This is a genomic window from Methylobacterium sp. WL12 (assembly GCF_008039475.1).
Classification (GTDB): domain Bacteria; phylum Pseudomonadota; class Alphaproteobacteria; order Rhizobiales; family Beijerinckiaceae; genus Methylobacterium; species Methylobacterium cerastii.
Map to the genome: position 1 here is coordinate 80,334 of NZ_VRUW01000012.1, position 14,012 is coordinate 94,345.

General features: G+C 70.0%; 28 protein-coding genes and 1 tRNA gene. 9 read left to right on the forward strand and 20 right to left on the reverse strand.

Annotated features, from left to right (window positions below; all coding sequences use genetic code 11):
- The first annotated feature begins 2 nt into the window (after positions 1-2).
- Together FV226_RS07535 and FV226_RS07540 are read left to right on the forward strand one after the other, a co-directional pair.
- A complete protein-coding gene (locus tag FV226_RS07535; RefSeq protein ID WP_147762413.1) occupies positions 3-479 on the forward strand; it encodes an NUDIX domain-containing protein in 477 nt (158 codons plus the stop codon).
- Between the two features lie 118 nt (positions 480-597).
- Positions 598-672: transfer RNA gene (locus FV226_RS07540), tRNA-Gly, on the forward strand.
- 252 nt (positions 673-924) lie between these two features.
- Here the strand turns inward: FV226_RS07540 and FV226_RS07545 are convergent.
- From FV226_RS07545 to FV226_RS27900, 7 genes are all read right to left on the reverse strand, one after another.
- A complete protein-coding gene (locus FV226_RS07545; protein ID WP_147762414.1) occupies positions 925-1,497 on the reverse strand; it encodes a hypothetical protein in 573 nt (190 codons plus the stop codon).
- 707 nt (positions 1,498-2,204) lie between these two features.
- The gene (locus tag FV226_RS07550) at positions 2,205-2,399 is read right to left on the reverse strand and encodes a hypothetical protein (protein ID WP_147762415.1); all 195 of its coding nucleotides are present in this window, start codon (positions 2,397-2,399) and stop codon (positions 2,205-2,207) included.
- Entirely contained in the window at positions 2,396-2,812 is a 417-nt protein-coding gene (locus FV226_RS07555) for a hypothetical protein (protein ID WP_147762416.1), read from the reverse strand. Before FV226_RS07555 ends, FV226_RS07550 begins: the two co-directional genes overlap by 4 nt.
- The gene (locus tag FV226_RS07560) at positions 2,809-3,363 is read right to left on the reverse strand and encodes a hypothetical protein (RefSeq protein WP_147762417.1); all 555 of its coding nucleotides are present in this window, start codon (positions 3,361-3,363) and stop codon (positions 2,809-2,811) included. The genes FV226_RS07555 and FV226_RS07560 overlap by 4 nt, the downstream gene beginning before the upstream one ends.
- 149 nt (positions 3,364-3,512) lie before the next feature.
- Positions 3,513-3,815, reverse strand: a complete 303-nt coding sequence (locus FV226_RS07565) for a hypothetical protein (RefSeq protein WP_147762418.1) — start codon at positions 3,813-3,815, stop codon at positions 3,513-3,515.
- A 3-nt stretch (positions 3,816-3,818) separates the two neighbouring features.
- The gene (locus tag FV226_RS07570) at positions 3,819-4,154 is read right to left on the reverse strand and encodes a hypothetical protein (RefSeq protein ID WP_147762419.1); all 336 of its coding nucleotides are present in this window, start codon (positions 4,152-4,154) and stop codon (positions 3,819-3,821) included.
- The gene (locus FV226_RS27900; protein ID WP_187278716.1) at positions 4,151-4,300 is read right to left on the reverse strand and encodes a hypothetical protein; all 150 of its coding nucleotides are present in this window, start codon (positions 4,298-4,300) and stop codon (positions 4,151-4,153) included. The genes FV226_RS07570 and FV226_RS27900 overlap by 4 nt, the downstream gene beginning before the upstream one ends.
- Before the next feature lie 113 nt (positions 4,301-4,413).
- Between FV226_RS27900 and FV226_RS07575 the strand changes: the two genes are divergently transcribed.
- On the forward strand, positions 4,414-4,710 hold the full coding sequence (locus FV226_RS07575) for a hypothetical protein (protein WP_147762420.1): 297 nt from the start codon (positions 4,414-4,416) through the stop codon (positions 4,708-4,710).
- A gap of 65 nt (positions 4,711-4,775) precedes the next feature.
- Here the strand turns inward: FV226_RS07575 and FV226_RS07580 are convergent, their stop codons facing one another.
- Together FV226_RS07580 and FV226_RS07585 are read right to left on the reverse strand one after the other, a co-directional pair.
- A complete protein-coding gene (locus FV226_RS07580) occupies positions 4,776-5,189 on the reverse strand; it encodes a hypothetical protein (RefSeq protein WP_147762421.1) in 414 nt (137 codons plus the stop codon).
- Entirely contained in the window at positions 5,186-5,449 is a 264-nt protein-coding gene (locus tag FV226_RS07585) for a hypothetical protein (RefSeq protein ID WP_147762422.1), read from the reverse strand. Before FV226_RS07585 ends, FV226_RS07580 begins: the two co-directional genes overlap by 4 nt.
- 115 nt (positions 5,450-5,564) lie before the next feature.
- Between FV226_RS07585 and FV226_RS07590 the strand changes: the two genes are divergently transcribed.
- The 6 genes from FV226_RS07590 (at position 5,565) to FV226_RS07615 (ending at position 9,412) form a co-directional block, all read left to right on the forward strand.
- On the forward strand, positions 5,565-5,876 hold the full coding sequence (locus FV226_RS07590; RefSeq protein WP_147762423.1) for a helix-turn-helix transcriptional regulator: 312 nt from the start codon (positions 5,565-5,567) through the stop codon (positions 5,874-5,876).
- Positions 5,877-6,071: 195 nt separating this feature from the next.
- On the forward strand, positions 6,072-7,676 hold the full coding sequence (locus FV226_RS07595; protein ID WP_147762424.1) for an AAA family ATPase: 1,605 nt from the start codon (positions 6,072-6,074) through the stop codon (positions 7,674-7,676).
- 10 nt (positions 7,677-7,686) lie between these two features.
- The gene (locus FV226_RS07600; RefSeq protein ID WP_246691522.1) at positions 7,687-7,926 is read left to right on the forward strand and encodes a hypothetical protein; all 240 of its coding nucleotides are present in this window, start codon (positions 7,687-7,689) and stop codon (positions 7,924-7,926) included.
- Positions 7,923-8,576, forward strand: coding sequence for a hypothetical protein (locus tag FV226_RS07605; protein ID WP_147762426.1), 654 nt, complete (start codon positions 7,923-7,925; stop codon positions 8,574-8,576). The genes FV226_RS07600 and FV226_RS07605 overlap by 4 nt, the downstream gene beginning before the upstream one ends.
- The gene (locus tag FV226_RS07610; protein ID WP_147762427.1) at positions 8,576-8,932 is read left to right on the forward strand and encodes a hypothetical protein; all 357 of its coding nucleotides are present in this window, start codon (positions 8,576-8,578) and stop codon (positions 8,930-8,932) included. The genes FV226_RS07605 and FV226_RS07610 overlap by 1 nt, the downstream gene beginning before the upstream one ends.
- Positions 8,933-8,983: 51 nt before the next feature.
- Positions 8,984-9,412, forward strand: coding sequence for a hypothetical protein (locus tag FV226_RS07615; protein WP_147762428.1), 429 nt, complete (start codon positions 8,984-8,986; stop codon positions 9,410-9,412).
- A gap of 187 nt (positions 9,413-9,599) precedes the next feature.
- Here FV226_RS07615 and FV226_RS07620 read toward each other — a convergent pair whose 3' ends face one another.
- The 11 genes from FV226_RS07620 to FV226_RS07665 form a co-directional block, all read right to left on the reverse strand.
- The gene (locus FV226_RS07620; protein ID WP_147762429.1) at positions 9,600-10,013 is read right to left on the reverse strand and encodes a hypothetical protein; all 414 of its coding nucleotides are present in this window, start codon (positions 10,011-10,013) and stop codon (positions 9,600-9,602) included.
- 13 nt (positions 10,014-10,026) lie between these two features.
- Positions 10,027-10,620, reverse strand: a complete 594-nt coding sequence (locus tag FV226_RS07625; RefSeq protein ID WP_147762430.1) for a hypothetical protein — start codon at positions 10,618-10,620, stop codon at positions 10,027-10,029.
- A gap of 15 nt (positions 10,621-10,635) precedes the next feature.
- Positions 10,636-10,917 (reverse strand): hypothetical protein, encoded by a 282-nt coding sequence (locus FV226_RS07630; protein ID WP_147762431.1) that lies wholly within the window; start codon positions 10,915-10,917, stop codon positions 10,636-10,638.
- Positions 10,918-10,981: 64 nt separating this feature from the next.
- The gene (locus tag FV226_RS27905; protein ID WP_187278717.1) at positions 10,982-11,158 is read right to left on the reverse strand and encodes a hypothetical protein; all 177 of its coding nucleotides are present in this window, start codon (positions 11,156-11,158) and stop codon (positions 10,982-10,984) included.
- A 300-nt stretch (positions 11,159-11,458) separates the two neighbouring features.
- The gene (locus FV226_RS07635; protein WP_147762432.1) at positions 11,459-11,644 is read right to left on the reverse strand and encodes a hypothetical protein; all 186 of its coding nucleotides are present in this window, start codon (positions 11,642-11,644) and stop codon (positions 11,459-11,461) included.
- On the reverse strand, positions 11,641-12,006 hold the full coding sequence (locus tag FV226_RS07640) for a hypothetical protein (protein ID WP_147762433.1): 366 nt from the start codon (positions 12,004-12,006) through the stop codon (positions 11,641-11,643). The genes FV226_RS07635 and FV226_RS07640 overlap by 4 nt, the downstream gene beginning before the upstream one ends.
- A gap of 181 nt (positions 12,007-12,187) precedes the next feature.
- Positions 12,188-12,418 (reverse strand): hypothetical protein, encoded by a 231-nt coding sequence (locus tag FV226_RS07645; RefSeq protein ID WP_147762434.1) that lies wholly within the window; start codon positions 12,416-12,418, stop codon positions 12,188-12,190.
- Entirely contained in the window at positions 12,415-12,795 is a 381-nt protein-coding gene (locus FV226_RS07650; RefSeq protein ID WP_147762435.1) for a hypothetical protein, read from the reverse strand. The genes FV226_RS07645 and FV226_RS07650 overlap by 4 nt, the downstream gene beginning before the upstream one ends.
- Positions 12,796-12,797: 2 nt before the next feature.
- Positions 12,798-13,187, reverse strand: a complete 390-nt coding sequence (locus FV226_RS07655; RefSeq protein ID WP_147762436.1) for a hypothetical protein — start codon at positions 13,185-13,187, stop codon at positions 12,798-12,800.
- A 1-nt stretch (position 13,188) separates the two neighbouring features.
- On the reverse strand, positions 13,189-13,737 hold the full coding sequence (locus FV226_RS07660) for a lysozyme (RefSeq protein WP_147762437.1): 549 nt from the start codon (positions 13,735-13,737) through the stop codon (positions 13,189-13,191).
- Positions 13,737-14,012 (reverse strand): hypothetical protein (locus tag FV226_RS07665; RefSeq protein ID WP_246691523.1); only part of this gene is annotated, 276 nt, incomplete at its 5' end. The genes FV226_RS07660 and FV226_RS07665, both read right to left, overlap by 1 nt.

Here is a 14,012-nt window from a genome sequence, read left to right on the forward strand (position 1 = left end):
CGATGACGAAGCTCCTCGACCGGCCGTTGGCGCGCCGCCTGTTCCACCTCGGCGCGCTGGCGACCCGCGGGATAACGCTCGGCGTCCGCGGCGCGGCCTTCGACCCGCAAGGCCGCGTCTGCCTCGTGCGCCACACCTACGTCACCGGCTGGCAGCTGCCCGGCGGCGGCGTCGAGCGCGGCGAGACCGCGCCGCAGGCGATGGCGCGCGAGTTTCGCGAGGAGGCCGAGATCGCCGTCGACCCGGGGGCGGCGCTGCGCCTGCACGGCTTCTATCGCAACCGCGCGGCGTCGCTCCGGGACCACGTCGCCCTCTACGTCGCCCCGGCCTTCACGGTGCTCGGCGAGAAGCGGCCCGACCGCGAGATCGCGGCCTGCGCCTTCTTCGCCCTGGACGCGCTCCCCGACGCGACCACCCGCGCGACGGTGGCGCGCCTGCGCGAGATCCGCGACGGCCTTCCGCCCGCCGACCTCTGGTGAGAACCGACGGCGCGGAAAAATCCTCGCGGAGGGCGCTTGCAACGCCGGTTGGAATGGTGTTTAGAGAGCGCCGCCGGGGCCGCCGGGCACGAGAGTTTCCAGCGGGCCAGCATTGTGAGCGGGTGTAGCTCAGGGGTAGAGCACAACCTTGCCAAGGTTGGGGTCGAGGGTTCGAATCCCTTCGCCCGCTCCAATTTTTACCGGCAAATACAACGACTTAGCAGAGCCGCCTCCGGGCGGCTTTTTGCTGTGGGGCCGTAACTGGGGCCGAAACGTGCCGAAACCCCGCTCGGACGAGGTCCGGCGAGGGGGTCGGCGACGGGGCCGGGGCCGATACGTTTCGTACCCGGCGGAAGGCGTCGCGGGAGGATGCTGCCAGGGGCGGCGTGTCCCGTTCCAGGTCACGCCCGCCACCATCGCGTGCGCTGCCGCACGCGAGGTCGGGTCAGCCGTTCCGCTTCCGGTCGCGGCGCCGCCGGGCTCGCTCACGACGCTTGCGCTCAGCGAGGATCAAGGCGGCCTTGGCGGCCTCGGCAGCCTTTTCCAGCGTGGCCTCCGTCACGCTTCGGTGGAGCGGCAGGGGGTTCGGATCGCCCACCAACATCACGTTGATCGGGTCCCCTCCGTTGAGCAGCACGATATGCGTGAGGCGCGGGCACTCGACGAACGGGGAGTCGCGGAAGTCGCCGTGGTGCGCCTGCATCATCTCGGCGGCCTCGAACGAAGCCACCCGGATGGCGCCGATCCTCTGGTTCCAGGTGATGCCGTTCGCGAGCAGCTCGTGCCCCCCGCTCAGCACCCAGGCATCGTGCCCGACGTCGCGCGAGGGGTCTTCCCAGATGCAGTAGACGAGGTCGTGCGTCCCGACGAAGCGCGCGACCCAGCCGTCGACGTCGCCACCCGACTGCACGATGGGCAGCAGGTCCCGCTCGGACTTGGCTGCCAGTTCGATGAGGCGTTCGACCACCGCGGGGTCGGCCTTGTCTTCGTCGGTGCGGTTGTGGGGGGAGCTTGCCATGATGTGCCTCCTTCGTTGAAGAGGCACCTTAGATGTACCGAAAAACCTTCCAGAACCTTAGCGGACCCCACCTTATTTCTTTATCGATCTTCGCAATACTTGCTTCATCTTGACTGATCTTGAAGGTGATCGCTCGAATTTGAGGGATCGACCTTATCGATCGTTACCCAGGCGATCCGTGCCGCGCGGAGAGGGCTTCGGTAACTTTCGCTTTGTCGGAAGGCCCCTTTGGGCGGTCCAAGGCCCGGAAAGGCCCGACAAAGCGAGCGAACGGTCCCGACGGAGCCTCCACAAAGGCTTTGAGGGGCCATTCACAAGGTTTCAGGCGTCAAAACAAAGGGATCAGGCCGGATTTCGCTTTGTTAAGGCTCAAAACAAAGTGAAATCCCGGTTTTCATTTTGTTAGACCGTCAAAACAGCGGCAAAACGGCGTTTTCGGCGCCTTAAGTCGACTTAGTGCCGCTACAAAGCATCGTAAGACGTGTTTTCCGGGCGTTTAGGCCCGAAAACGGGGTTCTAACAAAGGGCTTCGCTCGATTTCGCTTTGTTATGGCCCTCAACAAAGCGAAATCTGAGCTCAGCCCTTTGTCGCAGCCCCAAACGGCCTCCGCCTCAGCTGTCGCCCCATGCGATCGCCAGGCCGACGGCGGTCCCCAGCGGCAGGCCGAACGCGACCCAGATGACCAGGACCTGCAGCGATCCGTGGATCATGCCCGCGTCCTCCCCACCCGGCGCCGGTCGTTGTGGAACTCCCGCTTCACGGCGTGCTCGATCCAAAGCGCGAGCGCGTCCCGAATTCGGGACTCCCGCTCGGCCGGGCCGTCCCCTGGATCGGCGGCGATGATGCGCTCGACGGTCCGCGTCGCCCCGCGGGCGAGCTCGTCGATCGTGGCCCGCCTCACGAAAGGTCCACCATGTAGCCGAGGTTCACCTGCTCGACGTCATCCCCGCTGATGAAGGTCTTCGATCCGACCGGGCTGAACGTCATGCCGGCCACGATTTCCTCGGCGGTGAGGCTGTCCGGCGGGGTGTACGAGCCAGCGTCTATGGCGGCCTGCACCTGCTGCCTCAAGCACTCCGCCACCCAAGAGGTCGGCTCGATCTGAAAGACGGGGTCGGCCGCGAGCTTCACGTCGTCGAGCGCGACGGACCAGGACCCGTCCTTGGCATCCCCGCAACCGATGACCGTCGCCTGCAGGGTTCGGCAGGTCACCACCCCGCGTAGCGAGGGGAGCGCCACGCGGTTGAGGTGCATGTTGCCCGCGGACAGGGAGAAGGTGCCGTCGCCGTTGGGTGTGAGCCTCGCCTTCGTCATGCTCGCCTCCGTGCCTTGGCCTCGGCAGCCCGGCGCGCCTTGCGGTTGGGGCCGGCCTCCCGGAGCGAGGCCAGCATCGAGACGAACGGGCTCACGCTCCGGTAGGTCACCTCGACCTCGGTCGTGAGCTCGGTGGTCTGCTCGATGCGCTTGGCCATCTCGCGCACGCCCTTGCGTCTCACGGAAATGCCGATGCCGCCGACCGTGACGATCTCCTTCGGCTCCGGCGCCGTCGCGCTGAAGTCCGAGAGGTAGTCGACGGGGACGCGGACGTCGTACCCGTGCTCGTCCGTCAGGGTCGTGGTGACGCCGACGTCCCCGAACCGTGAGGCCATCGTCACCCGGACGCGCTCGCCGTCGCAGTCGGCGAACAGGGTCGGGACCGGGTCGCGCCACATGGGCAGGCCGTGCCGATCCTCGATCGCCTTATCGAAGGCCGCGTCGCCCGTCGGGTACTTCAGCGCGGCCGGGCGGCATTGGTAGTCGAGGAACCGCCGCAGGCACTCGGGTTGGGTCGGGTCGTCGAGGTACTCGTCGCAGTGCTTGGACATGGTCAGGCCTTCACCGGAGCCGTCTTGGACAGGGACGTCGCCGCGCTCATGATGAGCTCGTTGAGGCTGGCAATCTCGGAGTACGAAGGTGGATCGACCAGCCGGGGGATCATGCCGACGATCGTGCGGACGACCGCGTCGAGAGCCCTCTACGCGTCGACCAGGTGAGGCTTGTCGGATCGGACGAAGCCGGCCATCGAGAGCATCTGCAGGGCCCGGTCAGCATCGTTCTCGTACTCGTCGCACGTGACCCGCAGAGTCTCGCGGACGGCATCGAGGTCGGTCATCGCCTGGAGCTCAACCCCGTACTGGCGTTCCGCCTCGGCCTTGCGCGCCTCCGCCTCGGCCCGCTCGGCCTTGAACCGGCGGACCCAGTCCTCGTGGTTGGATATCTCGCTGGGGGTCATCCCCGCGTACTGGCGCGCCAGGCTCCGGACCTTCGACGGCGACATCGCTCAGGCCCCCCTGCCGTAGTCAGAGACCGACGGCGCGCTCGAACAGCCGGAGTGGTCGTTCCCCGTCAGGTGGTCGAGGATCCGGTACAGGTCGTGCCCGAGGGGGAAGACCTCGTTGGGGCCGACCTTCTCCTTGAGGGCGTCGAGGGCCGCGATCGCGCTGAAGGTCCGGGCCAGCGCGGCGGGGATGTCGGCCGCGCCCGGGACCGGCGTCACCGCCTGGGTCGCCTGCAGCACAAGCCGGCGCAGGGCGCTGCGGAAGCGGATGGCGTCGGGGACGCGGGGCTCGTCGTCCCGCAGCGGCACCATGTGCGGCCGGACGTTGGCCGTCGTCACGTGCTTGTAGTCGCACGCCAGGCGCAGGTCGCCGTGCTCGTAATCGAGATCCAGCCCCCACGCCTTCCCCGTCCGGGGGTCATGCCGTCGAGCGCCTCCGCCAGGATCTCGCGGATCGCCTCGTCACCCAGGTCCTTGATCTGCATCGTCGTCTCAATCACCAGGCCGACCACACCGCCGGCAGGCTGCTGCCCGCCGGGGCCTTCTCCGCATCCGTCCAGGCTTGCCCTTGCTCGGGGGCGGCCTCAGACTCCCCCGCATGCCCGACGACGACGAGTACGATCCCGCAGCCATCCGCATCCTCGAAGGGATGGAGCCGCCCCCGCGCCGGCCGGCCGGCCACGTCGAGGGCCGCTACCCGATCGAGGACGGCCCCGGATCCAGCACCCGCATCGAGCTCGTCGTCCGCGTCCTCCTCGGCACGGAGCGGTCGACCGTCCTCGTCGTCGACCTCGTCACGGGGCGCGCCCTGTCGAGCACGGTCGTCCCGCACGGGAGCGAGCCCGGGGCCGCGGCCGCCGCCGTCGAGGCGATCGTCGGGAAGCAGCTGCCCTGAAAGGAATTCGTTGATGGCGAGGGCGACCCCGTATCGGCGGAACAGGTGTGCGCAGTCGCTCTCGATCATGACGCCGGCCTTCCGAACAGGCGCTCCAGGATCGAAATGGGAGCACCCCTCTCCGCAGCCCGGGCATCCCAGAATGCCTGGAGGGTCTCGCTCGCCTGCGCCGCACCTTCGCGTCGGGCCTTCTGGATCGCGCGCCGTCGCCGCACGATCTCCTTCGCCAACGCATGCCGCTCATGGCCGGCGACGAGGGTAGTGACCAGGTGGAGCGGTGGCAGGCGCTCCTCGCCCGCGAGCTCGTCGAGGAACTGGTCCCACGTGACGCCCGCCTTCTCGACGTCGGCGCGAACACGGATCGAGACGTCGCGGAAGATGCACACCACCGGCGGCCCGAGCGGCCGCTTCGGCTTGGGCGGCAACGGGACCGGCAGCCGACGGGCCCGGCGGACCTGCAGGTGGTGGAGAGCCGTCACGCCCGACCCTCCGAGATGAGGCCCTTGGCGACCATGATCGAGTAGACGCCCGCGGCCTGCTGGCGCGTGTTGAGCCCGTCGGCCTGCGCCTGATCGAGGACCTCCCGGATCAGCTCCCACGGCGGCGTCGGCGGCAGGGCAGCCTGCGCCGCCCATGCGGCCCATCGGGCGTGGTTAGCCCGGGTCCGGGCGTTGCCCGCGAACCGCTTCGCCAGGCGGGCGATGACGGCCGGGTCGAGGACCTCCGCTTCAGGTGACATCCCATTTCCCCCTACGGATTTCGACAGATCCGCAGTGTGCCACGATCGAACGATTCGCACTGGACGGTGACCGGAATTTCGCGCAGCCGCTGAGTCGGTGGGGGTGTCTTTCATCATGGCCGGCTACGATCCGGACATGGACATCTTCGATCTCGGCGAGGAAGTGGCGCGCTTCCGGAAACGCAAACGGCTCTCGCAGCGCCAGCTGGCAGCGCAGGCCGACGTCTCTCTGACGTGGCTCTCGAAATTCGAGAGAGGCGACAGCTTCGAGCCGTCGATCCACCGCGTCCTGCGGGTGCTCCACCGGCTCGACCTCGACCTGCACCTCGGGACCTACAATCATGGTCGCCCTACGCTGGACGAGTTGAGCCGCAAGAACGAGGAGACCCGGGAGGATGTCGCTGCGGGCCGTGAACCGCGTTGGTAGGCTAGAGACCAGGGAAAACTTTAACGTCCCGGCAAGCAACTGTTGCGAAGGACCGACCGAACGATTCTAGTGGCTCCGTAGCCAAGGACGACCCGATGACCTCCGCTCGCTCGATAGAGAAACCGACCGCCATCGCCTGAGCCCCGCGCTCGGCGCCTTCGCGCGTCCCGTTTCCTATTCCCGCGAGATCCTCCGATGACCGACGACCCCCAACGCTGGGCGCGCCGCGCTGCGCGCATCGTCACGTACGCCGACAGCGAGGAAAGGCTGCGTACCGACCTGGGCAACCGGCCGCCCTCCCAGATCCCCAGCGTCGAGGAAATCCTCGTCGGGTACCCTTGGGTCCACGGCAATCTCGACCGGGACATCGAGGCTTGGTCGACCGCCGTCGGGGAACGGCTGGCGCCGGCGCTGCCCGAGGACTTGATGCAGGCCCTCGCCGCGTTCAGGACCGACGCTGAGATCAGCACCGGCCTCGTGCTGGAGAGCCTGGCGCTGCGCCATGCCGACGCCGGCTGCCGGCCGCCGCATTCGAGCTTCGACACGCTCGACGCCCTGCGGGAGATCGCGGACCGCATGACGCTGTACCTCGCGGAGATGGGGGACCCGGGCGCGGTCGCCCGGGCCGTCGCGCTCTGCATCGAGACGCTCCACGCCTACGCCACCGTCGCCGGGAGCGATCCCTGTCCCGTGCGCGAGATCGGCGTCACGCTCACCGCATACGCAAGCCGGATCCCGCGCGAGCCCGGCGCGATCGCCGATACCGAGAACGACGTCGATCCGTCCTGGGTCTCGGAGCGCCGGGTCCAGCGGGTCTCGGCTCGGACGCTGCTGGAGACGCTGGCCTCGACCGTCGCGGCGCCCGAGCTGATGACGCCCGTTCGGCCTGCACCTGCGAAGGCGGCCGGCCTCGACATGTCGTGGCTTGCCGATGTTGAGCAGGCCGCGGCTGCACCCTCGATCCTGGTCCTGCCTGCCGCTGCGGATGGCAAGAAGCCGAAGGGACAGGCCGGGACCATCGCGGGCCGCCGGCTCCCCTGCGCCCCGATGCCGGATCTGCAGGACCTCGGGCAGCGGCTCGTCGAGCGCACGCCGTGGGCGGAGGCGGCCGTCTCCCGGATCGTCGGCCTGATGATGGGGCGGCCCTACGCGGCCGTGCCGAACATCCTGCTCGTCGGGCCGCCCGGCGGGGGCAAGACGAGCCTGGCGCGGGACCTCGTCGCGGCGATGGGCGTGCCCTCGATCGTCTACGCCTGCGCCTCGGCATCGGACTCGTCGTTCGGCGGCACGGCGGCGCAGTGGTCGACGGCGAGGCCGAGCGTCATGGCGCAGCTGCCCATCACCAGCGGCAGCGCGACCGGCGTCGTCATCCTCGACGAACTCGAAAAGTCGCCGGCGGCAGGCGGCCACAACGGCAGCCTCCGGGAAGTCCTTCTCGGGCTTGCCGAGCCTTCGACGCGCCGGGCCTACTGGGACATCGGGCTAGAGACGGCCGTGGATCTCAGCGGGATCAGCCTCGTCGCGACGGCCAACGACGTGCTCTCGCTGCGCGGGCCCCTGCTCGACCGGTTCGTCACGATCGATGTCGGCACGCCGCGTCGCCGGGACCTTCCCGTCCTCGTCCGCGGCATCCTCGACGACCTGCGCGCCGACGTGGCCGACGCCAGGTGGATCCCGGACCTCGACGGCACCGAGATCGACGCGCTGGCCGGCGCATGGCGGGGCGGGTCCATCAGGCCCCTCCGACGCGCCGTCGAGCGGATTGTCGCCCTGCGGTCCAGCCCGCGCCTCGCGCACTGAGGGGATGGTGATGTCGATCCCCCAGCTGCGCGACCTCCGCGACCGCGTCGAAGACCAGGTCATGGACGGCGCGGTCGAGCCCACGATCGGCCGCGGCGTCTACGCCTACGCGGCCGCCCTCCTGCGTCTCGCCGAGGACGGCGACCGCGACCCGGCGCTCGCCCTGCGCGAGGCCCGATCGGCCGCGGGATTCCTCGCGTCGATCGCCATCCTGCCGCCCGCCCGCACCCGCACATGGAGCCCGTCATGACGAGCCGAGAACGCCGCGCTGCGCCCGAGCTCAGCGACTTCCTCACCAGGCTCTTCGGCCCCGAGGCGACGGTCGCCATCGAGGCCATGCCGGTGCGGCCCACGCATCCGGATCGGGTCGCGATCGAGGCGACCGTCACGCGCCCGCCCGCGCTGCCGGCCGATCTCGACAAGCGAACGCGTCGCCGGGACACCGCCGAGGGCGTCGCGATGGCCGTCGAGATCGCCGAGCGGTACGTCGCCATCCGATCGGCCAGGTACGGCCTGCCGAACGGCATGGTGCCCACGACGTGCACGATCGTCTCCGAGGACCTGGAGCGGGACTACGCCACCCTGTTCCCCGAGGGGACGCTGCAGGTCGATTACGCGTGGCTCGAACTGGCGCGCGCGACGGCCGAGACGCTCGCCGGCCACCAGGCCCTCGACGGCGTGAAGTCGGCGCAGGTGAAGTCGAAGTTTGCTGAACTCCGCTGGTACACGGAGGAGCTGCCCGAGGAGACGGGCGACGAGGTTGCCGCCATCCTCGATGCGGCCAGCTGCCTCTCGACCGTCATCTGCGAGACCTGCGGCGGCCCCGGGGCATACCGGAAGGGCGGGTGGGTCAAGATCGCCTGCGACGTCTGCGATGCGGCCAAGCGGAGGAAGCTATAATGACGCGGACCTTCATCCTCGCCGCCGCCCTGGTCGCCTCGGGCACCGCGGCCGCCTCGCCCGAGCGATACCGCGTCGACGTCGCCGACGGCCACCGCAAGGCGATCCTCGCCCTGGAGCGCGGTCCCGTCGAGACGCGATGGATGCTCGCCTGTTTCGACGAGGGCCCCGGCCACCCGGCCCGCTGGGTCATCCGCAAGGGCGTGGCCACCGCTGAACCGGAGTGGGTCATGGGTGAGCACCCCGAGGGCCGGTTCACTCTCGCGACGCGTCCGACGGCGCCGCTGTTCATGGCAACGGCCGGTCTCGATGGCTGCCCGAGGGCGGGGGTCCCGACCGTCCGCCGGCTGCCCTGATTTGTAGGTGGCATCCTCCGGGGCGAGGGTGTCCATTGAGAGGACACCCTGATGCGCCTGCGAGACCTGACACCCGCCGAACGCGCCGCCGTCGAGGAGCGCCGGGATGCCGTGCGCGCCGCCCTCGCCGGGGTGGATCCCGCATGGCGCCCGAGGGCCGAAGCCATCGACGCGGCCCCGTTCCTCGATGACTGGAGCGTCCGCAACTACCCGGGCTCGACCAGGCCCTGCATCGAAGCGTACTGTTGGGGTCATCCTCTACACGGCGACACGATCCTCAAGACCAGCATCGTGCTCCAGCAGGGCGAGGGCTACGCGGTCTGCGAGAGCGGCCGCGTGTTCCTGCTTGGGACCCCCAGCCCCACACCCGAGGAGCGCCACGCCCGGATCCTCGACGGCCGCCGCGGCCGGGGCCGTCCCGCCGACGCGCCGGCCCCCGAGGACGAGGCCACCACGGGGCCTGGCGTCGGCCCGTCCTGACCAGACGGCCGGCACGTTTGAGCACACCGTCGGCCCGTGTGGACCCGACGGTGTGCTCAAATGTGCTACGGCGTTTTTTGTATTCATATCTTCGGAAGTCCTTCGATTACTTCAGTAAAACCACCCTGATCCGAACACCCCGGTTTTCGGCAAACGCGTTACCAGTCTCGGAGATGCCGTTACCTGCTCAACCTGCCGTCTCGGAGACGAGTTCCTGGCCCTGGTCGACGGCCGCCTCGGGCGGCGCGGGATTCGGTGCCTTGGGCTCGGGCGGCCGCACGCCCTGCAGCTGGTGGCGAAGAAGATCCGCGCGGTACCGGCGGCAGGTGACGGCGGCGCGTTCATGCTCGGCCGCGCCCTCAAGAAGCAGGGCGTCGAGGACGGGCGTCAGCCACCCGGGGATCGGCCGGGCGCCGGTGCTCCACATCGACACGATCGACAGGCTGACCTTCCGCCCGCGGGCGGCCGACAGCCCCTCCGCGAGCTGCAAGCGGGTGTAGCCGGCGCCGTAGACCGCCTCGGCGATCGTGTGGAGCTCCAAGGGGTAGACGGCCAGGGGCTCCGGGGGGAGCGCGTGGGCGATACGGGGGCGCTTCGACATGGGGCGATCCTACTCAGTGTCCGGGGCGGCCGAGGGGCGGGAGATTGCCCATCAGGGCCAGCATGGCATCGACGTCGGGCTCCTCCTCCGCCTCCTCCGGGATCGGCTTTTCGTAGACGTAGGCCAGCTGGGGGGCGGCCTTCGGTTGGGCAGCCGCCGTACGCCAGCTCGGCCGGATGACAGGTCTGAGGAACGGCAGCCCGCCGCGCAGGTAATACCAGCCCGACGCCATCAGCAGCATCATGGCGTTGGTTTCGGTCGCTTCTCGGGCGAGATTGCCTACCGTGACGAGATCGATCGACTCCTCTTCCAGGCCGACCAGGATCGCCTTGACGACCTTGCGGCGTGTCCTCTGGCTCATGTCCTGGCCGGCTGTCGTCGTCAGCAGGGCCTGCATCATCACGTCCGCAGCGCGCTTGGCGACGTACGGCTTCTCGGGCGTGCTTTTGACCCGCACGTCCGGGTCGAGGTGCCCGAAGTCGGGGTGCCCCGCGACCGAGCGCCGGGCGTCGGCGACCAGCTCATCAATGTCCAGGTCCCGGTTGAGCAACTCATCGGTCTCCTCGTCGGTGAGGTCCAGGATCGGATCGGGGGTGCGCTTGGGCATCGTGGTGTCCTTGGTTCAGGCGTTGGCGGGAATGGACGAGGCGGCGCATGCGGGGGCGGCCGCCCGTTCGGCTTCGTCGGCGGCGATCTCGGCCGTCACCCAGGTCAGGTCGGCCTTCCAGTCGAGCAGGTAGTCGGCTTCCCGGGCGAGGGTCTTGAACTCGCTCTCCGTCCAGGCGGTGAGGCGGTCCTTCTTGATCGTGGCGGCGCAGACGTCTCGGCCCTCGGTGACGTACGCCCGGTACGCCACGAGCGAGCCGAATTCCGAGATGACGCGCTGGCGGCGGGACTCTGACATCCGAGCGATCCTCGTGCTGCGGGCGGGAAGGGATCGCCGGGGCGCGTCGGCCCCGGCGGGGGCTTCAGGCCTTCCGGGCGGCCTCGGCGGCCATCCAGGCGAGGAGGCCGTCGATGTCGGGCTCCTCCTCCGCTTCCACCGCAGCCTTCCGCGCGGCCTGCTCGGCCATGGCGGCGAGCATCGCGTCGATGTCGGGCTCCTCCTCGTAGACCTGGGCGGCGGGGTTCGGGGCGTTGCTCATCGTCGGCTCCTTGTCTTGGTTGGTGTCTAACCGTGACACAAGCTCAAACGTTCCGTCAACGGAAATCGGCGCAAATTGCGAAATAAAATCGCACAATTTTCGAGCCCGGGAAGCGAAGCCCCTTTGGGTAGCATTTCCTTGTGCGGTGTCTCGCCAGTCAAAATGGTCCACGGTTAACGGCCCCGCGGGCAGGATCGGATCGCCTAGGGGGCGGGCCTCCGGCCTACGTAGTCCAACCCTGTATGGGGCGAGGCGGCCCCGCGGGCCCGCTGGGCCACGCGGTCGGGACGGTTCGGCGCCTCAGTCGTCGGAGTCGTCGGGCTCGGCCAGCATCGCCGGGAACATCGCCCCGACGGCGAGCAGGGTGAACACCGCCATGAAGTAGCCGGCCTCCGTCGGCGGCGACGCCATGGCGGATCGCGCCTCCCTCAGGGCGTCGGCGGCGAACAGCCTCGCGTCGCGCGTGTCGCGCTCCTGGACGGTCATGCGCCTAGCTCCGGACCCCAGCCACGCAGTGCGCGGTACCGTCGAACCAGGCCGACGAGGTCGGCGGCGGCCGCGCCGATGAGGGTCACCACGGGCCGCCCCTCGCACGATTGCCCCTGCACGAGGACGAGGGCGATGCCCCGATCGCCCACGACCTGAACGATGGCGTCGGCGTCATGCGGAAGGTCGGCGGCTTCGAGCCAGGCCAGCACGGTCGGCATGGAGCCGGACGGGACCAGGCCGACGAAGCCCGTCTCGGGCAGGGTCGGCCGGATCGCGGCGACGAGTTCCGGGGCGGACGGGCAACCCGCCGAGGCCGGGATCGGCAGCAGGGCGGCGGCGAGGGCGGCGAGGCGGGTCATCGTGCACTCCGCGGGACTCTGTGGCGCAGCGGGGCGGCCGCCACGATGGCGGCGGCGACGTCAACCCGAGCCGGCGCCGGAGGGACGGCCTCGCCCCGGAGGACGGCGACGATGCCGTCGGTCGCCGGGGTCGGCAGGGCCGGCTGCGCGTGGCAGGCGAGCGCGAGAAGGGCGACCGGCATCATCGTGTCGGCCCCACGATCCGGCCGACGGCATCGAGCCGATCGGCGCAATCGGCCCGGGCGTCGCGGAGGTCGGCGACGTAGGAGGCCACGTCGCGCTGCGTCCCGCCCTTGCGCCAGGCGGGCTCGCCCGAACAGGTCAGCAGGGAGGCCGGCACGGTCGACCGGGAAACGGTTTGGCACCCGGCGACGGAGAGTGCCAACGCGGCGAGGATGGCGACCCGGATCATCGGCCGCCCTCCAGGACCTGGCGCAGCACCGGGGCGACGGGCGCGTCGTCGGAGGCCGGAGCGGCCAGGATCCGGCGATGGGTCTCGCGGGCGGCGCGGGCCCGTTTGTCCCCGCGTTGGGACAATTCCTCCATCGCCGCGATAGCCCGGCCCTTGGCGGCGGCGTCGGCCTTGGCCTCGTCGCGCTCGCGCCGGGCGGCGCCGAGATCGTCCTGGATCCGGGTGACGTAGGCCGCCCCGGCGAGGATGACGGCGACCGCCAGGAGCGGGACGCCGAGCTTCGGCAGGTAGAGGAAGGCGACGACCGCGGCCGCCAGCGCCACCAAGGCCGCGATGCCGATCGGCGTCCAGATCAGGGCGAGGAGCAGGTCGAGCACGGTCAGTGCACCTCGCCGGCGGCGCGCTTGAAGGCGCGTGCAACGTCCTCGACGCCGTCGGCCGAGAAGGTCGTGCGGAGGTTGACCACCTCGTCGGCGCCCTGCGTGTGCCGGTAGGTCGTCACCCACTTCCGGCCGGTCTCCTCCCACTCGCCCTCGATGCCGAGGCCGAACTCGACATGGGTGACATCGAAGGTGCCGGGCGCCGGCGCGGGCGGGACCACCGTGCCGGGCGGGAGCTCGAACACCGCGCCCGGGGTGAGGGTCAGGGAGTGGAGGTCCTGGCAGGGGCAGGCCGGGCGCTTGGCCCGGGCGACAAGCACCTTCTGAACGGCCTCGACGAGGGCGCAGAAGGCACAGAACGCGAGGAGGGCGAGGGCGAGCTCGAACATGTCAGAGTCCCTTCAGGCAAAGAGCGCGTTCCTGCGTCCGGCGCCGGGTCAGGCCCGGCATCACGGCGCCCGCGGCGCGGTTGAACTTGAGCATCGCGTCGCAGGCGGCGCGGGTCTCGCCGGCGTTCCAGAGCCTGGCGACGGACGACTTGCAGAAGCCGCCGGAACCGATGTTGTAGGAGAGCGAGAGGAAGGCCGAGTACGTCTCGTCGGCCATCGGCCGGCTGATGCAGGCCTCCAGCTTGACGGCGTACTGCTCCAGGCTGGCGGCCAGCATCGCCTTGCACTCGGCGACGGTGAACGTGTCGCCGCGCTTGATGCCGTCGGTCTCGCCGAAGCACGCCGTCCACGGCTCGCGGCCCGTCGCCGGGTCCGGGTAGGCCGTGGTGCGGAGGCCCTCGAACCCGCCGATCAGGCCGGTGCACAGGGCGGCCGCCGCGGCGGATCGCTTGAGCCGGGACCCGAGCTTCGGGCCCGTCGGCCGGGGCGCGACGGCGGCGGATGCAGGGACGCCGGCGACCGCCGGCTTGCGGGTGAGCCAGGCGAACATCAGGCGGTCTCTCCGGAGATCTCGGGCTGCGCGATGAAGCGCGCCCCGGTGGCGAGGAGGTTCACGACGCCGTAGCCGACGGCGAACCAGACGGGGTCGACCGGCGGCGATCCGGCGAGGACCGACATGCCGAGCACGACCGACGAGGCCACCGTCGCGAACAGGTTCAGCTGGAACGTCCAGCTGTGCCGTGCGACGGCCTTGGGGTTGGGGACGATCTTGGGCTTCCTCACGGGAGCATCCTCCTGGTGCGGCGGGTCGGCGGCGGCGCCGGC

Coding starts and splice junctions, on each gene's coding strand:
- FV226_RS07585 (WP_147762422.1), bottom strand. CDS start 5,449: ATGTCACCTGAAGCGGAGGTCCTCGACCCGGCCGTCATCGCCCGCCTG.
- FV226_RS07605 (WP_147762426.1), top strand. CDS start 7,923: ATGACGAGCCGAGAACGCCGCGCTGCGCCCGAGCTCAGCGACTTCCTC.
- FV226_RS27905 (WP_187278717.1), bottom strand. CDS start 11,158: ATGAGCAACGCCCCGAACCCCGCCGCCCAGGTCTACGAGGAGGAGCCC.
- FV226_RS07655 (WP_147762436.1), bottom strand. CDS start 13,187: ATGTTCGAGCTCGCCCTCGCCCTCCTCGCGTTCTGTGCCTTCTGCGCC.
- FV226_RS07600 (WP_246691522.1), top strand. CDS start 7,687: ATGTCGATCCCCCAGCTGCGCGACCTCCGCGACCGCGTCGAAGACCAG.
- FV226_RS07555 (WP_147762416.1), bottom strand. CDS start 2,812: ATGACGAAGGCGAGGCTCACACCCAACGGCGACGGCACCTTCTCCCTG.
- FV226_RS07545 (WP_147762414.1), bottom strand. CDS start 1,497: ATGGCAAGCTCCCCCCACAACCGCACCGACGAAGACAAGGCCGACCCC.
- FV226_RS07640 (WP_147762433.1), bottom strand. CDS start 12,006: ATGACCCGCCTCGCCGCCCTCGCCGCCGCCCTGCTGCCGATCCCGGCC.
- FV226_RS07620 (WP_147762429.1), bottom strand. CDS start 10,013: ATGTCGAAGCGCCCCCGTATCGCCCACGCGCTCCCCCCGGAGCCCCTG.
- FV226_RS07625 (WP_147762430.1), bottom strand. CDS start 10,620: ATGCCCAAGCGCACCCCCGATCCGATCCTGGACCTCACCGACGAGGAG.
- FV226_RS07590 (WP_147762423.1), top strand. CDS start 5,565: ATGGCCGGCTACGATCCGGACATGGACATCTTCGATCTCGGCGAGGAA.
- FV226_RS07615 (WP_147762428.1), top strand. CDS start 8,984: ATGCGCCTGCGAGACCTGACACCCGCCGAACGCGCCGCCGTCGAGGAG.
- FV226_RS07560 (WP_147762417.1), bottom strand. CDS start 3,363: ATGTCCAAGCACTGCGACGAGTACCTCGACGACCCGACCCAACCCGAG.
- FV226_RS07575 (WP_147762420.1), top strand. CDS start 4,414: ATGCCCGACGACGACGAGTACGATCCCGCAGCCATCCGCATCCTCGAA.
- FV226_RS07630 (WP_147762431.1), bottom strand. CDS start 10,917: ATGTCAGAGTCCCGCCGCCAGCGCGTCATCTCGGAATTCGGCTCGCTC.
- FV226_RS27900 (WP_187278716.1), bottom strand. CDS start 4,300: ATGCAGATCAAGGACCTGGGTGACGAGGCGATCCGCGAGATCCTGGCG.
- FV226_RS07610 (WP_147762427.1), top strand. CDS start 8,576: ATGACGCGGACCTTCATCCTCGCCGCCGCCCTGGTCGCCTCGGGCACC.
- FV226_RS07595 (WP_147762424.1), top strand. CDS start 6,072: ATGACCGACGACCCCCAACGCTGGGCGCGCCGCGCTGCGCGCATCGTC.
- FV226_RS07660 (WP_147762437.1), bottom strand. CDS start 13,737: ATGTTCGCCTGGCTCACCCGCAAGCCGGCGGTCGCCGGCGTCCCTGCA.
- FV226_RS07565 (WP_147762418.1), bottom strand. CDS start 3,815: ATGTCGCCGTCGAAGGTCCGGAGCCTGGCGCGCCAGTACGCGGGGATG.
- FV226_RS07535 (WP_147762413.1), top strand. CDS start 3: ATGACGAAGCTCCTCGACCGGCCGTTGGCGCGCCGCCTGTTCCACCTC.
- FV226_RS07645 (WP_147762434.1), bottom strand. CDS start 12,418: ATGATCCGGGTCGCCATCCTCGCCGCGTTGGCACTCTCCGTCGCCGGG.
- FV226_RS07635 (WP_147762432.1), bottom strand. CDS start 11,644: ATGACCGTCCAGGAGCGCGACACGCGCGACGCGAGGCTGTTCGCCGCC.